Origin of the sequence: Muricoccus nepalensis (genome assembly GCF_006438825.1) — a bacterium.
In the GTDB taxonomy this organism is placed as follows: Bacteria; Pseudomonadota; Alphaproteobacteria; order Acetobacterales; family Acetobacteraceae; genus Roseomonas; species Roseomonas nepalensis.
In genome coordinates, this window is record NZ_RCZP01000028.1 from 1 (window position 1) to 18,528 (window position 18,528).

15 protein-coding genes are annotated in these 18,528 nt (G+C 74.4%); 8 read left to right on the forward strand and 7 right to left on the reverse strand.

Annotated elements, in window-relative coordinates; translation table 11 throughout:
- On the forward strand, nucleotides 1–306 hold a 306-nt coding region (locus EAH89_RS31460; protein WP_206667630.1), incomplete at its 5' end, for a hypothetical protein.
- Nucleotides 307–532: 226 nt separating this feature from the next.
- Nucleotides 533–736: a cold-shock protein gene (locus tag EAH89_RS21160; protein WP_140885704.1), complete on the forward strand. Its 204-nt coding sequence runs from the start codon at nucleotides 533–535 to the stop codon at nucleotides 734–736.
- 129 nt (nucleotides 737–865) lie between these two features.
- Here the strand turns inward: EAH89_RS21160 and EAH89_RS21165 are convergent, their stop codons facing one another.
- Complete coding sequence (locus tag EAH89_RS21165) at nucleotides 866–1,156, reverse strand: hypothetical protein (RefSeq protein WP_140885705.1); 291 nt, start codon at nucleotides 1,154–1,156, stop codon at nucleotides 866–868.
- A gap of 171 nt (nucleotides 1,157–1,327) precedes the next feature.
- Here EAH89_RS21165 and EAH89_RS21170 point away from each other — a divergent pair, with 171 nt between their 5' ends.
- Together EAH89_RS21170 and EAH89_RS21175 are read left to right on the forward strand one after the other, a co-directional pair.
- Nucleotides 1,328–2,590 (forward strand): cytochrome P450, encoded by a 1,263-nt coding sequence (locus EAH89_RS21170; protein ID WP_140885706.1) that lies wholly within the window; start codon nucleotides 1,328–1,330, stop codon nucleotides 2,588–2,590.
- A gap of 67 nt (nucleotides 2,591–2,657) precedes the next feature.
- On the forward strand, nucleotides 2,658–3,629 hold the full coding sequence (locus tag EAH89_RS21175; RefSeq protein ID WP_140885707.1) for a Bug family tripartite tricarboxylate transporter substrate binding protein: 972 nt from the start codon (nucleotides 2,658–2,660) through the stop codon (nucleotides 3,627–3,629).
- 3 nt (nucleotides 3,630–3,632) lie between these two features.
- Here EAH89_RS21175 and EAH89_RS21180 read toward each other — a convergent pair whose 3' ends face one another.
- Together EAH89_RS21180 and EAH89_RS21185 are read right to left on the reverse strand one after the other, a co-directional pair.
- Nucleotides 3,633–4,052 carry a hypothetical protein gene (locus tag EAH89_RS21180; protein ID WP_140885708.1) on the reverse strand — a complete coding sequence of 140 codons (420 nt, stop codon included), beginning with the start codon at nucleotides 4,050–4,052 and terminating at the stop codon, nucleotides 3,633–3,635.
- The gene (locus EAH89_RS21185) at nucleotides 4,049–4,738 is read right to left on the reverse strand and encodes a response regulator transcription factor (RefSeq protein WP_140885709.1); all 690 of its coding nucleotides are present in this window, start codon (nucleotides 4,736–4,738) and stop codon (nucleotides 4,049–4,051) included. The genes EAH89_RS21180 and EAH89_RS21185 overlap by 4 nt, the downstream gene beginning before the upstream one ends.
- A gap of 141 nt (nucleotides 4,739–4,879) precedes the next feature.
- Between EAH89_RS21185 and EAH89_RS21190 the strand changes: the two genes are divergently transcribed.
- Entirely contained in the window at nucleotides 4,880–6,325 is a 1,446-nt protein-coding gene (locus EAH89_RS21190; protein ID WP_140885710.1) for a sensor histidine kinase, read from the forward strand.
- A gap of 17 nt (nucleotides 6,326–6,342) precedes the next feature.
- Here EAH89_RS21190 and EAH89_RS21195 read toward each other — a convergent pair whose 3' ends face one another.
- Nucleotides 6,343–7,737: an efflux RND transporter periplasmic adaptor subunit gene (locus EAH89_RS21195; RefSeq protein ID WP_140885711.1), complete on the reverse strand. Its 1,395-nt coding sequence runs from the start codon at nucleotides 7,735–7,737 to the stop codon at nucleotides 6,343–6,345.
- Nucleotides 7,738–7,946: 209 nt separating this feature from the next.
- Between EAH89_RS21195 and EAH89_RS21200 the strand changes: the two genes are divergently transcribed.
- Nucleotides 7,947–11,084, forward strand: coding sequence for an efflux RND transporter permease subunit (locus tag EAH89_RS21200; protein ID WP_140885712.1), 3,138 nt, complete (start codon nucleotides 7,947–7,949; stop codon nucleotides 11,082–11,084).
- A gap of 41 nt (nucleotides 11,085–11,125) precedes the next feature.
- Nucleotides 11,126–12,661, forward strand: coding sequence for a TolC family protein (locus EAH89_RS21205; RefSeq protein WP_140885713.1), 1,536 nt, complete (start codon nucleotides 11,126–11,128; stop codon nucleotides 12,659–12,661).
- A gap of 12 nt (nucleotides 12,662–12,673) precedes the next feature.
- Here the strand turns inward: EAH89_RS21205 and EAH89_RS21210 are convergent, their stop codons facing one another.
- Both EAH89_RS21210 and EAH89_RS21215 read right to left on the reverse strand, forming a co-directional pair.
- Entirely contained in the window at nucleotides 12,674–13,048 is a 375-nt protein-coding gene (locus tag EAH89_RS21210; RefSeq protein WP_140885714.1) for a response regulator, read from the reverse strand.
- The gene (locus EAH89_RS21215) at nucleotides 13,045–16,116 is read right to left on the reverse strand and encodes a response regulator (protein ID WP_140885715.1); all 3,072 of its coding nucleotides are present in this window, start codon (nucleotides 16,114–16,116) and stop codon (nucleotides 13,045–13,047) included. The genes EAH89_RS21210 and EAH89_RS21215 overlap by 4 nt, the downstream gene beginning before the upstream one ends.
- Nucleotides 16,117–16,280: 164 nt before the next feature.
- Here EAH89_RS21215 and EAH89_RS21220 point away from each other — a divergent pair, with 164 nt between their 5' ends.
- Nucleotides 16,281–18,050: an AI-2E family transporter gene (locus EAH89_RS21220; RefSeq protein ID WP_140885716.1), complete on the forward strand. Its 1,770-nt coding sequence runs from the start codon at nucleotides 16,281–16,283 to the stop codon at nucleotides 18,048–18,050.
- A 24-nt stretch (nucleotides 18,051–18,074) separates the two neighbouring features.
- Here EAH89_RS21220 and EAH89_RS21225 read toward each other — a convergent pair whose 3' ends face one another.
- Nucleotides 18,075–18,473: a DUF3597 domain-containing protein gene (locus EAH89_RS21225; RefSeq protein WP_140885717.1), complete on the reverse strand. Its 399-nt coding sequence runs from the start codon at nucleotides 18,471–18,473 to the stop codon at nucleotides 18,075–18,077.
- Between the last annotated feature and the right edge of the window lie 55 nt (nucleotides 18,474–18,528).

Genomic DNA, 18,528 nt, shown 5'->3' on the forward strand with positions numbered 1-18,528 from the left:
AAGCCCGGCGCGGAGGAGACCCCGCCCGCGAAGCCCCGCGCGAAGCGGGCGCCCAGGGCGGCCGCGCGGCCGGCCCCGGCGGAGCCCCGCGCGAGGCCCGGCCGGTCGCCGCGGCCGCCCGCGCCGCCTTCCGGCCCTCCCACCACCCCGCCCCTGTCCGAGCCGGCCGCCGGCGAGACGCCCCTCCGCATCCCCTTCGGCAACAAGGAAGCGGCGCTGCGCCTCGGCGCCCGCTACCGCGCCGGCGGCTGGTACGCCCCGCCCGGCACGGAACTCGAAGGCTTCCGAGAGCGCGGCTGGCTCTGAGCGGCGGCCGGGCAGGCCATCGCCCGGGAAAAGCGGCTCCCCTCGGCCCCACCAGTATTGCCTTGCAACCCCGCCCGAAAAGTCCATATTGGAGGGGTCAGGTTTCGTTGTTTCGGTTTGCTTCCTCTGCCCTCACGGGCGCCGGGTTTGTTTCCGTTTCAAGGCGAAGGTGATCCGCGGGGCAATGTTGCCCGGCGGTTTTCTCTATTTGATCGGATCAAAAATCATGGCGACCGGTACCGTTAAGTGGTTCAACGCGACCAAGGGCTACGGCTTCATCCAGCCCTCTGACGGCTCGAACGACGTCTTCCTGCACATCTCCGATGTCCAGCGCGCCGGCCTCGACGTGCGTGAGGGCGACAAGCTCGAGTACGACGTGCAGGCCGGCAACAACGGCAAGTTCTCGGCCGGCAACCTCCGCCAGGCCTGAGGCGAAGCGGGACGGCCCAGCCCGTCCTGATGAACGACGCCGCGGCATCCCCGCGGCGCGCAGGGGCCCCTGCCGGAGAGATCCGGCAGGGGCCTTTCGCGTTTCGGGCGGTGTTCCGGGCGGCGGTGGTCAGGTCCGCGCGAACCACTCCGGGCAGGGCAGCGGGTGGCCATGGGCCTGGATCTCGGCCCGGCGCTGGTTGTTCAGCATGTAGGTGCAGTAGTCGTCCGCCGCCGCGTCGGCGTCCATGTCGGCCGGGATCAGCTCGCTCGCCCGGATCGCGTCGGAGATGGCGGCCCAGTTGCCGGTGAGCGAGATGTCCGACACATCCCCGCCCGCCCCGCGGCCCACCGTCAGCCGCACGGCGTTGACGATGATCGCGGTCTGAACAATCCAGAGGAACTGCTCCTGCTTCGTCACGTCCGTGTTCGTCCCTGATCGGTTGGCGGAAGTCTGCACCCGGCGAGGGGGCCTGAGAAGCCACTCGGCCCGGTTGCATCCCCGCGATATGGCCCCGTCCGCGCGTTCCGCCATCCGTCATTCTGGCCCCTGCCTTGCTGCCCCTCCCCACGCGCGGCATAGAATTCGGCGATGACCGACAGCCCGGCGCCCGCGCCCGACGCGCTCCCCGAGGCCTCCGGCGAGGAGGCGGCGCTCGCCGCGGGCTTCGACCTCTCCCGCCTGGACGCCGCCTTCCTCGACGACCCCTTCCCCACTTACCGCGCGCTCCGTCGGCACGCGCCGGTGAAGCGGATGCGGGACGGCTCGCTCTTCCTCACGCGCTGGGCCGACCTCGACCGCATCTACCGCGACACGAAGACCTTCACCTCCGACAAGCGCGACGAGTTCCGGCCGAAATACGGCGACACCCCGCTCTACGAGCACCACACCACCAGCCTCGTCTTCAACGACCCGCCGCTGCACACGCGCGTGCGCCGCCTCATCGCGGGCGCGCTCATGCCGCGCGCCATCGCCGCGATGGAGCCCGGCCTGCACGCCCTCGTCGCCCGCCTGCTGGACCGGCTCGAGGAGCGCGGCGGCGGCGACCTGATCGAGGACTTCGCGGCCGCGATCCCGATCGAGGTGATCGGCAACCTCCTCGGCGTGCCCGCGGACGAGCGCGGCCCGCTGCGCGACTGGTCGCTCGCCATCCTCGGCGCGCTGGAGCCGGTGGTCACGCCCGGGGCCGCGGCGCGCGGCAATGCGGCGGTGACCGAGTTCCTCGCCTATCTTCGCACCCTCGTCGCCCGCCGCCGCGCCGCGCCCGGCGACGCCGCGACCGACGTGCTCACCCGCCTCATCGCGGGCGAGGCCGACGGCGAGCGCCTCACCGAGGCCGAGCTGCTCCACAACTGCGTCTTCCTCCTCAACGCCGGGCACGAGACCACCACGAACCTCATCGGCAACGGGCTGGAGCTGCTGCACCGCTTCCCGGCCGAGCGCGCGCGCCTTCTGGCGGAGCCCGCGCTGATCGGCACCGCCATCGAGGAGACGCTGCGCTACGAATCCTCGAACCAGCTCGGCAACCGCCGCGCGGCCGCGGAGGTCGCGCTCGGCGAGGCCGTGGTGCCCGCGGGCACCCTGCTCACCCTCTGCATCGGCGCCGCCAACCGCGACCCCGACCGCTTCGAGAACCCCGAGCGCTTCGACATCGCCCGCCAGCCCAACCGCCACCTCGCCTTCGCGGGCGGGCCGCACATGTGCGCGGGCATGAACCTGGCCCGGCTCGAGGGGCGGATCGCGATCGCCGCCTTCCTGCAACGCTTCCCCACCTATACGCTCCCCGCGGCGCCGGTCCGCGGCGGCCGGGCGCGGTTCCGCGGCTTCCTGTCGGTGCCCTTCCGCCCGGCCTGACCGCGTCTGGCACGGAGAGAAGAGGCGCCCGCCACCGCGGCGGCGCGACCGCAACGGAGGAGGCGGCATGACCCCCATCACGCGGCGCCTGGCCCTGGCGGCCACGGCGGCGGCCCTCGGCGCCCGCGACGCCCTCGCGGCCTTCCCGGACCGCCCGGTCCGCTGGCTCGTCGGCTACCCGCCGGGCGGCGGCACCGACGTGCTGGCGCGCCTTCTCGGCCAGGGCATGGGCGCCCGGCTCGGCGTGCCCGTGGTGGTGGAGAACCGGCCGGGCGCCGCGACGAACCTCGCCGCCGAGGCCGCGGCCAACGCGGCGCCGGACGGCCACACCGTCTTCACCGCGGGGAACGAGACCCTCGTCTTCAACCCCGCCCTCTACAAGCGCCTGCCCTTCGACGCCGAGAACGGCCTCCGCCCGCTCGGCCTCATGGCCCGCTTCCACCTCGTCCTCTGCGCCAAGCCCGGCGGCGCCGCGACGCCGGCCGCCTTCGTAGACGCCGCTCGGGCCCGCCCCGGCGCGCTCGACTACGGCTCCCCCGGCATCGGCTCGCCCCACCACCTCGCGATGGAGCGGCTGGCGCGCGACCTCGGGCTGCGGCTGAACCACGTGCCCTACCGCGGCATGGCGCCCGTGATGACGGACCTCACCGCCGGCACGGTGGAGGCCGCCGTGCTCGACATGGCCGCGGGGGCGGAGCTGATCCGCGGCGGCCGGGTCCGCCCGCTCGCGATCCTCTCCGCCGCCCGCCTCCCCGGATTGCCGGACCTGCCGACGGTGACCGAGGCGCTCGGCCTCGCGGGCTTCGAGGCCTATGCCTGGCAGGGGCTCACCGCGCCCGGCCGCACCCCGGACGACGTCGCCGCCCGCCTCTCGCGCGAGCTCGCGGCCAGTGTGGCCGACCCGGCGACGCAGGCCCGCATGCGCGAGATCGGCCTCGACCCGCTGGAGGGCGGCCCGGAGGAGCACCGCGCCCTCATCGCCGCGGAGCGCGCGATCTACACGCCCCTCATCCGCGGCCTCGGCCTCAGCCTCGACTAGCCCTCACGCCCCGCCCGGCGCGGGGCGGAAGAGGTAGTCGCAGCGCCCGTTGTTGGCGCCGGCCAGCGCGAGCTCCGGCGCGCCGGGCGGCCCGGCCGCGCGGCGCAGCACGCTCTCGGGCGTGAGGAGAAGCCCCGGCGGGCGCAGGAAGAGGACGAAGAGCCCGTTGCCGGCCGGCTCCAGCCGGGCCTCCACCGCCGCCTCGCAGACCGCGGGCCCGCCGCGGGTGAGCGCGCCGAGCAGCGCTCGCGGCGCCGCCGGCGCGCCGGGAAGGGCAAGCACCATCGCGCCGGGCGGCGGGGCGGGCGCGCGCGCCGCGCTCTCCGGCCGCGGGGCGGGCGGCACCTCCGCGGCGCAGGCGGCAAGCGCCGCGGCCGCCAGCATCGCGGCGACGACCCGCCGCGCGGTCCCGGGCGCGCTCACGCCGGCGCCTCCCCGGCCGCGGCGGCCTCCAGCCGGTAGCCCAGGCCCCGCACGGTCTGGATCACCACCCCCGCCCCCGCCTGCCCGAGCCGCGCCCGCAGCCGGTGGACATAGACCTCCACGGCGTTGGGCTGCACCGCCCGGTCGAGCCCGGCCAGCCGCGCCTCCAGCGTCTCCTTCGCGACGGGGCGGGGGGCGGCGCGCAGCAGCACCTCGAGCAGCGTCCGCTCCCGCGGCGGCGGGTCGAAGGGCGCGCCGCCCACGGTCAGCGCCCGGGAGAGCGGGTCGAGCGCGATGGCGCCCAGCACCAGCGGCGCCGCCCCCCGCCCGCCGCGCCGCTGCGCCGCGTTCAGCCGGGCGACCAGCTCCACGAGAGAGACCGGCTTGACCATGTAGTCGTCCGCCCCGAGGTCGAGCCCCTCCACCACCTCCGCGACCTCGCCGCGCGCGGTCATGATCAGCACGGGCGGCGAGCCCGGCCGGTGGCGGAGGCGGCGCACGAGGTCGATGCCGTCGCCGTCGGGCAGGCCGCGGTCGAGCACCACGGCGTCGTACTCGCCCGTCGCCAGCGCCGCCTCCGCCTCCTCCAGCGATCCCCCGGTGTCGGCCTGCCAGCCGGCGCGCCGCAGCCCCTCCGCCAGCAGCAGCGCCAGCCGCTCGTTGTCCTCCACCAGCAGCACCCGCATCCGGTCCCTCCCTCGGGGGCGGGAGAGTGAGGCGGCGCCCGGGTCCCGGCAAGCCGCCCGGAACCGGAACGACGCGGACGAGACAAGGGGGAGGGACAAGGGGGCGAGACAAGGCGGGCGGCGGAGGGGTAGCCTTGGCGCATGGCCGCAAGCCCTGCCCCCGCCGCCCCGCCCAAGCCCTATAGCCTCATCGCCCGCCTCGCCGGCGCCTACGCGGTGATCGGCCTCGGCGCCCTCGTCTTCGGCGGCCTCATCCTCCACCACACCATCAACCGGGTGGTCTGGACCGAGCACCAGCGCGGCATCCTCGCCTCGGGCAACGAGCTGACGGAGCGGCTGCAGCGCGACGGCTTGGCCGGCCTCTCCCGGCCCATCCGGACCGAGGCCTCCCGCCGCTTCGACACCGCCAGCGGCTCCATGCTCTACGCCGTCACCGACGCGCAGGGCCACCGCCTCGCGACCTCCCCCGGCGTGCGCGAGCAGCTTCCGCGGGTGGAGGAGGACGGCTCCATCCCCGCCAACTTCCAGCTCGGCCAGGACGGCACCCGGCTCTGGGGCGTGACGCGCTGGATCGACACGCCGGACGGGCGCCTGGCGCTGCAGATCGCGCAGGACATGGAGCGGTCCTACATCGTGCTCGACGACGTGCCGGCGGCGGCGCTGGGGCCGATCATGGCCGTCCTCGCGCTCGGCGCCTTCCTTCTCTTCATCGCGAACATCGGGCTGCTGATCCTTCTCTCCGCCCCCCTCCGCCGCGCGGCGCGGGAGGCGGAGCGGATCGGCCATGGCGGCCCGCCCCGGCTGGAGGAGGGGGAGATCCCGCTCGAGCTGCGCCCGCTGATCCAGGCGGTGAACGGCGCGCTCGACCGGCTCGACGACAGCCTCGAGTGGCAGCGCGGCTTCTCCGCCGAGGTCGCGCACGAGCTCCGGACCCCGCTCGCGATCATCCAGGCGGAGCTCGACCTCCTCAGCGCCGACGAGGTGACGGACCGCCTCCGCCGCGACGTGCAGGAGCTCGCCCAGCTCGTCTCCGACCTGCTGGAGGCCGCCGAGGCCGCGCGCGACATGCCCGTGACCGAGGGCTCCTTCGACCTGGTGGAGCTCGCCGCCGACACTGCCCGCCGCTTCGCCCCCATCGCCGAGCGGGAGGGCCACACCCTCGTCGCCCCCGTCGCCAACGCGCCGATCTGGGTCCGGGGGGAGCGCGAATCAATCGGCCGGGCGCTGCGCAACCTCATGGACAACGCCCTGTCCCACTCCCCGCCCGGCGGCGCCGTCACCCTGCGGCTCGGCACGCCGCGCGACGGCATGGCGCTGGTGGAGGTGGCCGACCAGGGCCGCGGCGTGCCCGAGGCCGAGCGGCGCGACGTCTTCCGCCGCCACTGGCGCGCGGGCGACGTCCACCGGCGCGGCCTCGGCCTCGGCCTGTCGATCGTGGAGCGGATCGTGAACGCCCATGGCGGCACGGCGGAGGTGGGCGACGCCCCTGGCGGCGGGGCCGCCTTCGCGCTGCACCTGCCGCTCGCCCCGGCGCCGGCATCGGCGCAGACGCCCGCGCCCCCGCTGCCCGCCGGCTTCCCGGCCTAGGCGCACGCCGCGGCGGATCAGTCCTGCGCGGCCCGGTCGATGAAGAGGGCGCCGCCGGTCACGATGCGCGCGCCGGGGGCGAGGCCGTCCGTCACCTGCACCATGCCGTCCGACTGCAGGCCGGTCTTCACGCGGCGCATGACGAAGCGGTCGTCGCCGAGGGCCTCCCAGAGGGAGGTGTTGGCCCCACGGTAGATCAGCGCCCCCGCCGGCACCGCCAGCGCCTGGTCGGCGTCGCCCACCGCGATGCGGAAGGAGGCGAACATCTCGGGCTTCAGCAGGCGGTCGGGGTCCTGGATCGCGGCGCGCACCGTCAGGCGGCGGGTGGTGGCGTCGAGGGCGCTCGCCACGTTCTCGATGCGCGCGTCGAAGGTCCGGCCGGGCAGCGCGTCCACGCTGACCTGCACGGTCTGGCCCACGCGCACCATCGGCGCGTCCATCTCGCGCACGCCGGCCACGAGCCACATCTGGGAGAGGTCGGCAATGGTGTAGATCGGGTCCGACCCGCCGGCGTTCAGCCACTGGCCCGGCCCGATGCGGCGCTGCACCACGGTGCCGGCCAGCGGCGCCGTCACGGCGACGACCGCGTTGACGTGGCGGGTGCGCTCGATCTCGGCGATGGCCGCGGGGTCGCGCCCGAGGACGCGCAGGCGGTCCCGCGCGGCGGCCAGCGTCGCCTCGGCGGTGCGCTGGTCGGAGAGGGCGTTGGCGAGGTCGGCCTGCGCCTGCTCGAGGTCGCGGCGCGCCGCGGCCTTGGCGGCGAAGAGGTCGCGCTGGCGGGTCTCGTTGCGGCGGAACAGGTCCACCTGGGTGCGGGACTTCCCGGCGGCGTCGAGGGCGGCGAGGAGGTCGTTGGCCGCCCCCGTCAGGTCCGTCGTCTCGATCTCGAACAGCACGTCGCCGGCCGCCACCTGCTGCCCGGGCTGGGCCAGGGCGCGCACCACGCGGCCGGTGTAGGGCGCGAAGACGGGGGTGGAGCGCTCCTCGTTGAAGGCGATGCGGCCCTCGGCCACGCGCTCGGGGCGGAAGGCGCGGGCGCCCACGGGCTCGACGCGCAGCAGCTTCGCCTCGGTGGGGGAGAGGCGGAAGGAGCCGTCCGCCAGCCGGCCCGTGTTGGAGGCCGCCTGGGCCGGGGAGATCACGGCCGGCACCGGGGTCGTGCCGAACTCGCGCCAGGCCAGGGCGCCGCCGAGGCCGAGCACGGCGACGCCGGCGAGCAGCAGGGCGAGGCGGCGCGGCCGCGCGGCGGGGGCGTCCGGGGCCGACGGGGGGGCGAGGGGCGTGGCGGCGGCACCGCCCGGCAGGGCCGGGGCGTCCGGGGCGCGGCTTTCCACCGCCGGGGCATCCAGGGTCTGGCTGTGCAGAACCTGGGCGGCGGCGGCTTCGAGCTGAGGGGGGGTCAGCATGTTCATGGCCAGCACCTGCTTTCCGGTCGTGGGGGCGGGACGAGCGATCCCGCCAGCCGTGATCGTCTTATGCACCCCCCTCCTTACAGGCGGCTTACGGCCGATTTTATGGCTTCCGCTTTCGCCCCCGAGGGCTCAGACCGACGCTGACGGGGCCCGCGCCCCTCCCTTCGACACGCCCTGCACCACCCTTCCCCGTTCCGGGAGCCGCCCCCTTGCGCCACCTCGTCGCCCAGTCACTCGAGCGCCGCCCGCTCGTGCTGCTGTTCTTCGTCGTCTTCATGGTGGTGGGCGTGCTCGGCTTCCAGCACCTCAACATCGAGGCCTACCCGGACCCGGTGCCGCCCACCGTGGTCGTGATCACCCAGAATGCCGGGCAGAACGCGGAGGAGGTGGAGCGCACCATCACGATCCCGATCGAGGTCGCGATGTCGGGCCTGCCCAACCTCACCACGCTCCGCTCCACGAGCCTCTTCGGCCTGTCGGACGTGCGCGTGCAGTTCAACTTCAACTACACCTACGAGGAGGCGGTGCAGCAGGTGCTGAACCGCCTCGGCCAGCTCGGCGGCCTGCCCAACGGCGCCCAGCCCGGCATCTCCCCGGCCTCCCCCATCGGCGAGATCATGCGCTACCGCCTCGTCGGCCCGCCCGGCTACCCGCTGGAGGACCTCAAGACCCTCCAGGAATGGGTGCTCGACCGCCGCTTCAAGCGCGTGCCGGGCGTGATCGACGTCACCTCCTTCGGCGGCATCTCCAAAACCTACTCGGTCCAGGTCGACCTCGGCCGGATGAACGCCTACGGCCTCTCCCTGCCCGCCGTCGTGGACGCGATCCGCAACGGCTCGGTCAATGTCGGCGCGGGCACGCTGAACGTCGGCCCGCAATCGGTGGTGGTGCAGGGCATCGGCCTCATCCACTCCCTCGACGACATCCGCAACGTCGTGCTCGGCAGCCAGAACGGCAGCCCGGTCCTCGTCTCGGACGTGGCGACCGTCGGCATCGGCAACCTGCCGCGCCTCGGCATCGCGGGGCACGAGGGCGACGACGACGTGATGCTCGGCACCGTCCTCATGCGCCGCGGCGAGCAGACCCTGCCGACCATCCACGGCGTGCAGGCCGAGGTGAAGCGCATCAACGAGGGCGGCATCCTGCCCCCGGGCGTGAAGATCGTCCCGCTCTACGACCGCGAGGACCTGGTGAACACGACCACGGTGAAGGTGGTCCACAACATCCTCGAGGGCGTGGCCCTCATCCTCGTCATCCAGTGGCTCTTCCTCGGCGACCTCCGCGGCGCGGCCGTGATCGCCGCCACCATCCCCTTCGCCTTCTTCTTCGCGGTGCTGATGATGATGGCCCGCGGCGAGAGCGCGAACCTCCTCTCCCTCGGCGCGCTCGACTTCGGCCTGCTCGTGGACGCGACCGTCATCATGGTCGAGAACATCTTCCGCCACCTCCACCTCGCCCGGCACCACCTGCCCCCCGGCGCCAAGCCCCGACCCGTGCCGATGACCGTCCTCAAGGCCGCGAGCGAGGTGGACAACGCCATCCTCTTCTCGATCATGATCATCATCGCGGCCTTTATCCCCCTCTTCGCGATGGGCGGCATCGAGGGCCGCATCTTCGGCCCCATGGCCAAGACCTACGCCTACGCCATCGGCGGCGCCCTGCTGGCCACCTTCACCGTCACCCCGGCGCTCGCCGCCACCTTCTTCAAGCCGGAGACGGAGGAGAAGGACACCTTCGCGGTGAAGGGCATCCGCTGGGCCTACACCCGCCTGTTCCACGGCGGCATGCGCCGGCGCGCGCTGACCATGGCGCTGGCCGGCGCCATGCTGGTGGGCAGCGTCGGCGTCATGACCCGCCTCGGCGCCGAGTTCCTGCCGACGCTCGAGGAGGGAAGCATCTGGCTGCGCGCCACCATGCCCTCAACCATCAGCCTGGAGGAGGGCAACCCGACCGCCAACCGCATCCGCCGCATCCTCATGGAGTTCCCGGAGGTCATCACCGTCACCTCCCAGCAGGGCCGGCCCGACGACGGCACAGACAGCGCGGGCTTCTTCAACGCCGAGTTCTTCGTCCCCCTCATCGCCCAGGAGAAGTGGACCACCGCCCATGACCGCGACGGGCTGGTCGCCGCCGTCAACAAGCGGCTGGAGGACGAGTTCGCGGGCGTCGAGTTCTCCTTCTCCCAGGCGATCTCGGACAACGTCCAGGAGGCGGCCTCGGGCGTGAAGGGCGCCAACGCGGTGAAGGTGATCGGGCCGGAGCCGGAGGTCGCGTCGCGCATCGCCGACCAGATCCGCCGCGAGATGTCCCAGGTGCAGGGCATCGCCGACCTCGGCGTGCTGCTCAGCGTCGGCCAGCAGACCCTCTCGGTCACGGTCGACCGCGCCCGCGCCGCCCGCCTCGGCCTCACGGTGAACGACGTGAACACCGCCATCTCCGCCGCCGTCGGCGGGCAGGAGGCGGGCAACCTCTACGAGCCCGGCGGCGACCGGAACTTCCCCATCATGGTCCGCCTGTCGTCCCGCTTCCGCGACGGCATGGACGCGATCGGCCGCGTGCCCGTCGGCGCCAACGCCGTGCTGCGCGACGTGGCCAGGATCGAGATGGTCTCCGGCGCCTCCTACATCTACCGCGAGAACTCCGCCCGCTACGTCCCCGTGCGCTTCTCCGTCCGCGGCCGCGACCCCGCGAGTGCGGTGCAGGAATCCCAGGACCGCGTGGCGCGCAACGTCCAGCTCCCGAACGGCTACCGGCTGGAATGGGTGGGCGAGTTCAAGAATCTCCAGCAGGCCGTCGCGCGGCTGATGGTGGTGGTGCCCATCGCGCTCGCGATCATCGCGGTCCTTCTCTACGTCGCCTTCGGGCGCCTGCGGGAGACGATCATGGTCTTCGCCCTGCTGCCCCTCTCCATCTCGGGCGGCGTGCTGGCCCTGGCCGCGGCCGGGCTGAACTTCTCCGTGCCCGCCGCCATCGGCTTCCTCGCCCTGCTCGGCATCACGGTGATGGAGGCGATCATCTTTCTCTCCTACTTCAACCAGCTCCGCGAGCAGGAGGGGATGTCCTGGACCCCGGCGCTGACGCGGGCCGGCTTCGACCGGCTGCGCCCGGTGATGATGACCTGCTTCGCCTCCTTCTGCGGCCTGCTGCCCATGGCCCTCGCCCACGGCATCGGCGCGGACGTGACGAAGCCGCTGGCGATCGTGGTGGTCGGCGGCATCGGCCTGGTGCCGATCTTCATCCTCGTCGTCCTGCCCGTCGCGGTGGACCTCACCGGCCGCAGCCGCGCCGTCCGGGAGGAGCGCGCGGAAGCGGCCGCCACCGCCCGGGCCGCCGCCGCGGCCGAGTGACCCCGCCCCGCCCCCACGCCCGTCGCCAAGGCCCGACCCGCATGAAACGCCCCTCCGCCCGCCTCGCCCGCGCGATCCTCGCCGCCGGGGCCCTCGCCCCGCTGCTCGCCGCCCCCGCCCGCGCGCAGGTCGCCCCGGCGCCCGCCCCGGCCGCGGCCCCCCCCGCCGCCGGGCTGGTCGTCCCCGCCCCTTCCGCCCCCCGCCCCGCCCGCCCGGCCCGCGCGCCGCGCGCCAGCGCCCCCGCCGAGGCGCCGCTGCCCATCCGCGCCCCGGCCCTCACCCTGGCCGAGGCCGAGGCGCAGCTCGTGGACCGCAACCTCGCGGTCATCGCCGCCCGCCGCGGCGTGGACGTCGCGCGCGCCCAGCGCCTCGTCGCCAACACGAACCCCGCCGGCAGCATCGGCTACGGCCAGACCACCGCCCAGGTGAACGAGGGCGGGCGCTTCCGCAGCTACAACGGGGAGCGCTACATCTCCCCCCTCAACAACGCCTCGCTCAACATCAGCTTCACCATCGAGCGCGGCGGCAAGCGGGAGCTCCGCACGCGGCTCGCCGAGGAGCAGATCAGCGTCGCCGAGGCCCAGGTGCTCGACGCGCTGCGCGGCCAGGTCTTCACCCTCCGCCAATTCTTCATCCAGGCGCTGCAGGCCCGCGCCAACCTCCAGGTGGCGCTCGCCAACCGGGGCAGCCTCAACGGCACGGAGGGGCTGCTGTCGCGCCAGGTGCGGGAGGGGGCGATCCCGGAATCCGACCTCCTGCGCTTCCAGGCCAGCCGCCTTCCCTTCGAGCAGGACGTGGCCAACGCCGCCCAGTCCTACGCGGCCGCGGCCGCCCAGGTCGCGGCGCTGCTCGGGGTGGATGCCAGCCGCACGCCGGACCCGGCCGCGCGCAACGCCGGGCGCGATCCCGTGCCCTCCATCCTCGCGGGGATGCCCTTCGACCTCCGCGGCCGCTTCGACGCCACCCCGCCGCTCGACCTCACGCGCGAGGCGCTGGCCGAGGCCCTGCCGAACCGCCCGGACGTGCTCGCCGCCGCCCGCGGCGTGAACGCGGCCGACGCCAACACGCGCCTCGCCGAGGCCGGCCGCTCGCGCGACGTCTCGCTCAACGGCACCCTCACCCGCACGGAGCTGAGCCAGGACCTGCCCAACGCCTCCCGCCCGCTGCGCGCGAACGACACGCTCGGCATCGGGGTCTCCATCCCGATCTTCACCAGCCGCCTGACGGAGGGGAACATCGCGGTCGCCAACGCCCAGCGCGGGCAGGCCCAGGCCCAGGCCCAGGCGGCCCTGGCCGGCGCGCAGTCCGACCTCGCCGTCGCCTGGTCCGCCTATGTCCAGGCGCGCGCCCTGCTGGACCTGACGACCGGCAGCGCCCTCGGCCGCGCGGAGGAGGCCTACCGCTCCACCGAGGCCGCCTACGCCGCCGGCGGCCGCACGCTGCTCGACACGCTCGACGCGCTCCGCACCCTCAACGCGACGCGGGTGGCCGGCAACGCGGCGCGCGCGGCCTACCTCAACGCGCTGGCCGGGCTGGAACTGGCCAGCGGCATCGGGGGCATCGCGCCCCGGCTCTGAGCCGCGGCGCGCTCAGCCCTCCGCCGCCAGCATCGCCGCGTCGATCTGCTGGAGGAGCTGCGGGAAGTCCACGGGCTTGGGGTGGTAGTCGTTGCACCCCGCCTCAAGCATCCGGTCCCGGTCGCCCGACATCGCGTGGGCCGTCAGGGCGATGATGGGGATGGCCGCCGTGTCGGGGTCGGCGCGCAGCGTGCGGGCGGCGGTCCAGCCGTCCATCACCGGCAGGTTCATGTCCATCAGGACGACGTCCGGCCGCTCCGCCCGCGCCATGTCCACGCCCTGCTGCCCGTCATGCGCCAGCACCACGTCGAAGCCGCGGCGGCGCAGCCGGCGGGACAGGAAATCCCAGAGCTCCTCGTGGTCCTCCACGAGCAGGATCTTCGTCATCGTGCAGCAGCCTCCGTCTCCGTCGTCAACGGGGCGGCCGGGGTCGGGTTCCCTGCCGGGTTCCCTGCCGCGCGCGCCTGGGCGATGCGCCGCAGCTCGGAGAGCAGCGCCTCCGGCGGCTCGTCGTCGGCCGGCAGCACGCGGCGCACCTGCCCGCGCAGCGCCTCCAGCTCGGCCGGCGCCACCTCGCCGCCGGTCAGCGCGATCACCTGCAGGTGCCGCAGGTCCTCCCGCGCCCGCAGCCCGTGCACCAGCCGCAGCCCGTCCCCCTCCGGCCCGGGCACGGCGACGAGCACCAGCCCGACCGGAGGCGCGAGCGGGCCGGGGGCGGTCAGGCGCGCCATGGCCGCCTCGGTCCCCTCCGCCTCCTCCACCGACCACCCTTCGCTCTCGAGCAGCCGGCGGAGATCCGCCCGCGCCTCGCCCTCGGCCTCCACCACCAGCGCCGCGCCGGGCGCGCGGTAGCGATCGAGCACGCTGCGCAGCCGGTGCCACTGAACGGGCTTGATGAGGTAGTCCGCGGCACCCAGGGAGACCGCCAGCGCCCGCTCCTGCACGATCGAGACCATCACCACCGGCGTGTCGGCCAAGTCCGGATCGGCCTTCAGCGCGGTCAGCACGGACCAGCCGTCCATGCGCGGCATCATCACGTCGAGGAGGATGGCGGTGGGGCGGAGCTGCTTCGCCAGGCGAAGCCCCTCCTCGCCGTCCTGGGCGCAGCGCACCGCGAAGCCGTCCCGCACCACGAAGCGCGACAGCAGCTCGCGCGAGGCCGGGTCGTCGTCCACCACGAGCACGAGCCCCGCTTGCGTGCGCTCCTCCTCGCCCGGCAGGGCGGTCGCCTCGCGCTCGGCCTCCGGGTCCGGCCCGGTCTCGCGCAGGTCCATCGGCACGCGGATGGTGAAGGTCGTGCCGCGGCCCTCCTCGCTCTCCACCGCGATGTCGCCGCCGAGCAGCGTGCAGAAGGCCTTCGTGATCGCGAGCCCGAGCCCCGTGCCGCCGAAGCGCCGCGTCGTGGAGCTGTCCGCCTGGGTGAAGCGCGTGAACAGGCGGGAGAGCTGCTCGGGCGTCATGCCGATGCCCGTGTCCGCCACGCGGAAGGCGATCTCGCGCCGCCCCATCGCGTCCCGCCCCGGCTCGGCCGACAGAGTTACCCGCCCCTTCTCCGTGAACTTGCTCGCGTTGGAGAGAAGGTTGATCAGGCACTGCCGCAGCTTCACCTGGTCCGAGTGCATGCTGCCGAGGCCCTCGGGCGTCCGCACCTCGAGCGTGTTCCCCTTCCCCGCCACCAGCGCCTGCACGGTCGAGACCGTCTCGCTCACCAGCGTCTCGACCGGGAAGTTCTCCGCATGCGTCTCCATCCGCCCCGCCTCGATCTTCGAGAGGTCGAGCACGTCGTTAATGAGGGAGAGGAGGTGGCGCGCGTTGGCGCCGATCTTCTGCAGGTCCTTCGTCAGCGCCTCGCCGCCCTCGAGGTCGCCCGCCTCCTCCTCAAGCATCTCGGAGTAGCCGATCACGGCCGAGAGCGGCGTGCGGAGCTCGTGGCTCATGTTGGCGATGAACTGGCTCTTCGCGCGGTTCGCGTCCTCCGCCGCCTCGCGCGCCAGCATCGCCTCCTCCTGCGCCTCCCGCAGGTCGGTCGCGTCGGTGTTGGTGCCGAACCAGCCGGTGATGGTGCCGCCCTCCCCGTTCTCGTCGGGCTCGTCGCGGATCGGCACGGCGCGGCTGAGGAACCAACGGTAGTGGCCGTCGGCCCCGCGCAGGGGGAAGAAATCCTCCCAGGGCTCCCCGGCCTCGATGGCCGCGCGGAAATGCGCCTTCACCCGCTCGACATGGTCCGGGTGGTGCACGGCGACCCAGCCCGAGCCCTTCATCGTGTCGAAGGTGGTGCCGGTGAACTCGTACCAGCGGCGGTTGTACCACTCGATCTCGCCCGCGGCGTTGGTCTGCCAAGCAAGCTGCGGGAGGGAGTTGGCCAGGGTGCGGAAGCGGGACTCGCTCCGCCGCAGCCGGTCCTCGGCGCGGCGGCGGCGGGTGACGTCCATCAGGATGAGGCCGGCGCCCCCCTGCCCCGGCCCGGACTGGGCGAGGGGGAAGAGCGTGGCCAGGAGGTAGTGCCGCTCCTCCGGCCGGTCCGGCGGCGCGGTCTCCACCTCGACCTCCGCCTGCGCCCTCCCGCCCTCCATGACCGCGCGCAGCCGGGGTGCGAGCCGCTCCCGCACCGCCTCGGGCAGGGCCGGCATGGCGCCGGGCGCGCCGGCGCCGGCCGCGAGGCCCATCGCCCGCTCGCCGATCTCCACCAGCGCGCGGTTGGCGTTCGTCACGCCCATGTCGCGCCCGACGAAGCCGAGGCCGACCGGCGCGTTGGCCATCACGGCGTCGAGCAGCGCGTTCGCCCGCCGCTCGGCCCGCCGCCGCGACAGCGCGTAGGCGCCGAGCAGCGCGCAGGCGAGCAGGGCCGCGCCCACGGAAAGGCCCCAGAGAAGGATGCCCCGGTCGCTGCTCGCCTGGTTCAGCGCCTCCACCCGCGCCCGGGCCGCCGCCTGCTGGCGCGCGACCTCGACCCGGATGGCGTCCATCGCCGCCCGCCCCTCGCCCGTCTCCATCACGGCCTGGGCCTGCTCCACGCCGCCCTGCCGCCGGGCGACGACCGAGCGCTCCGCCAGGGCCTCGCGCCGCTCGATCAGCTCGCGCAGGTCCCGGTCGGCGGGCAGGCCGGCGACGCCGCGGAGGCGCTCCACCGCGACCAGCCGCTCCTCCACCGCCACCAGCCCGGCCTTGTAGGGGTCGAGGTACTCCTCCCGCCCGACGATGAGGAAGCCGCGCTGCCCGGTCTCCACGTCCTTCATGGCCGAGAGCACGCCCTCCAGCCCGACGACGACCTCGTTGCCGGCGTCGATGGCGACCCCGTCCCGGCCGTTGAGGACGGTGCCCAGGCCACCGGCGACGATCGCCAGCACCACCAGCAGGCCGGCGAGGAGGGGAACGCGCAGGCGCAGGGGGCGCTTGGCACCCCCCGCGGCCGGGAGGAAAGCGGGCGGGGGTGGCGAGGCGGCTGGACCGGGCACGGGGACTCCTTCGTTCCGGCGCCGATCCTGGCATTCCGGCCTGTCGTGATCACCGGCTCCGCCGATGACGTTCCCGCGCGCAACGCGGCAGGGGGCTGGTGGGATGCCGGGGGGCGTGGCACGGCCGCCCTTTCCCGCCCTCCCGATGGAACGAATAGCGCCTGATGGCCCCGACCGACCGACGCCTGCCGCCGCCGCCCGCCGCCGCCAATCCCGTGGCCGGGGCGGCGATGCTGGTCTCGGCCGCGGTGATCGTGGCCGCGCTCTACTTCGGGCGGGACGTGCTGGTGCCGCTCGTGCTGGCCGTGCTGATGGCCTTCGTGCTGGCGCCCGTCGCCAAGGCCCTCCAGCGCCTGGGCCTGGGCAAGGGCCTCTCGGTGCTGGCCGCGGTGCTCGCGACCTTCCTCGTCCTCGGCGCGATCGGCACGGCGCTCGGCGCCCAGGCGGTGGACCTCGCCGCGGAAATCCCCCGCTACGCCGCGACGCTGCGGGCCAAGCTCGGCGCCCTGCAGGGCCTGGGCGACCTCGTGCGGCGCGGGCAGGAGCTCCTCGGCGGCGCCGCGCCGGACGCAGCGGCGGCCGCGCCGGTCGTGGTCGCCGCCCCCCGCTCGGACGCGGCGCTGCTGGGCGTGCTCGGCAACGTGCTCGGCCCGCTCCTGCGCCCGCTGGCCACCGCGGGGCTCGTCATCATCTTCAGCATCCTCGTCCTCCTCTACCGGGAGGACCTGCGCGACCGCGCGATCCGCCTCGCCGGCGCGCGCGACCTGCACCGCACGATGACCGCGATGAACGACGCGGCCGCCCGCCTCTCGCGCCTCTTCCTCGCCCAGGTCGCGCTCAACGCGGGCTACGCGGTGCTCATCTCGGCCGTGCTCGCCGCCATCGGCCTGCCCAGCCCGCTCCTCTGGGGCATCCTCGCGGGGCTGATGCGCTTCGTGCCCTTCATCGGCACCCCCATCGCCATCGCGCCGCCCCTCCTGCTGGCGGCCGCGATCGAGCCGGGCTGGACGATCGCCATCGCGGTCCTCGGCGTCTTCCTCGTCTGCGGCCTCGTCATGGGCCAGGTGCTGGAGCCGCTGCTCTTCGGCCGCCGCACCGGCCTCTCGCCCCTCTCGGTGGTGCTCGCCGCCAGCTTCTGGGCCTTCCTCTGGGGGCCCATCGGCCTCCTCATCGCGACGCCGCTCACGGTCGGCCTCGTCGTGCTCGGCCGCCACGTCCCGCGCTTCGAGTTCTTCGACGTGATGCTCGGCGACCGCCCGCCGCTCCAGCCGCAGGAAAGCTTCTACCAGCGCGCGCTCGAGGGCGACGCGGACGGGCTGGTGGAGCAGGCGCGGGAGTTCCTGGCCGAGGACGGCAACTCGCTGACCGCCTACGGCGACAACGTGGCGCTGCAGGGCCTCGTCCTCGCCCAGAACGACTGGTCGCGCGAGGCGCTGGAGCCCGAGCGAATGGACATCATCCGCAACCAGGTCGGCATCCTGCTGGACGACCTCTCCGACCTCGGCGCCGCCGGCCCCTCCTCGCTCCCGGCGGAATGGCAGGCGGAGGGCGCGGTCCTCTGCATCGCCGGCCGCGGGCCCTTCGACCCGCTCGCCGCCCGCCTCGCCGCCCTCGTGCTCCACCGCGCCGGCCTCGGCGCCCGGGCGGAGACGAGTGCGGCGCTGGAGAACGCGAACCTCGCGCGCCTGGACCCCGCGATCGTCCGCCTCTGCCTCCTCTCGGTGCTCGAGGAGGGAAACAGCGTGGCGGGGCTGCGCTACTTCCTCCGCCGCATCGCGCGCCAGCTGCCGGAGGCGAAGGTCATCGTCGGCCTCTGGGACGCGCCCCCCGACAGCGCCATGCTGGCGGCGCTGCGGGAGGAAGGCCCCGCCGACGCCATCGTCACCTCGCTCGGCGAGGCGGCGGCGCTGGGCGAGGCGATGGCCGCCCGCTGAACGGGCGGCCCGGGCAGCGCCCGCTCAGCCCTTGAGGCTCTCCGGCACCTTGCCGCCGTTCTCGGCCAGCTTCTGCATGACCTGCTTCTGCAGCCAGATGTTCATGGAGGCGCTGTCGTCGGTGCTGCCGGTGTAGCCCAGCTCCCCCGCCAGCTCCTTGCGGTTGGCCAGACTGCTGTCGAGGCCGAGCAGCTTCATCAGGTCGACGATCGAGGTCTGCCAGTTGAGCGGCTGCGCGTTCTTGGACGCCATGTCCTTCAGCACGGCCTCCACGTCCACGCCGCCGCCCGCCCCGGCCGTCGTGTCCGGCGTGGGGCTGCCGGCGTTCGCGCTGCTGCTGGTGGGCGTGCCGATGCCGCCCGGCGTCGCCGCTTCGGCCTTGTGGCCGAAGATCTTCGATTTGATGGTGTCGAAAAGGCTCATGGTGGTCTCCCTGTTGCCGAAATGGCCGCGGGAGTGAACGGCGGCGGCGCGCCGG

Coding starts and splice junctions, on each gene's coding strand:
- EAH89_RS21225 (WP_140885717.1), bottom strand. CDS start 18,473: ATGAGCCTTTTCGACACCATCAAATCGAAGATCTTCGGCCACAAGGCC.
- EAH89_RS21170 (WP_140885706.1), top strand. CDS start 1,328: ATGACCGACAGCCCGGCGCCCGCGCCCGACGCGCTCCCCGAGGCCTCC.
- EAH89_RS21205 (WP_140885713.1), top strand. CDS start 11,126: ATGAAACGCCCCTCCGCCCGCCTCGCCCGCGCGATCCTCGCCGCCGGG.
- EAH89_RS21175 (WP_140885707.1), top strand. CDS start 2,658: ATGACCCCCATCACGCGGCGCCTGGCCCTGGCGGCCACGGCGGCGGCC.
- EAH89_RS21220 (WP_140885716.1), top strand. CDS start 16,281: ATGGCCCCGACCGACCGACGCCTGCCGCCGCCGCCCGCCGCCGCCAAT.
- EAH89_RS21210 (WP_140885714.1), bottom strand. CDS start 13,048: ATGACGAAGATCCTGCTCGTGGAGGACCACGAGGAGCTCTGGGATTTC.
- EAH89_RS21185 (WP_140885709.1), bottom strand. CDS start 4,738: ATGCGGGTGCTGCTGGTGGAGGACAACGAGCGGCTGGCGCTGCTGCTG.
- EAH89_RS21195 (WP_140885711.1), bottom strand. CDS start 7,737: ATGAACATGCTGACCCCCCCTCAGCTCGAAGCCGCCGCCGCCCAGGTT.
- EAH89_RS21190 (WP_140885710.1), top strand. CDS start 4,880: ATGGCCGCAAGCCCTGCCCCCGCCGCCCCGCCCAAGCCCTATAGCCTC.
- EAH89_RS21160 (WP_140885704.1), top strand. CDS start 533: ATGGCGACCGGTACCGTTAAGTGGTTCAACGCGACCAAGGGCTACGGC.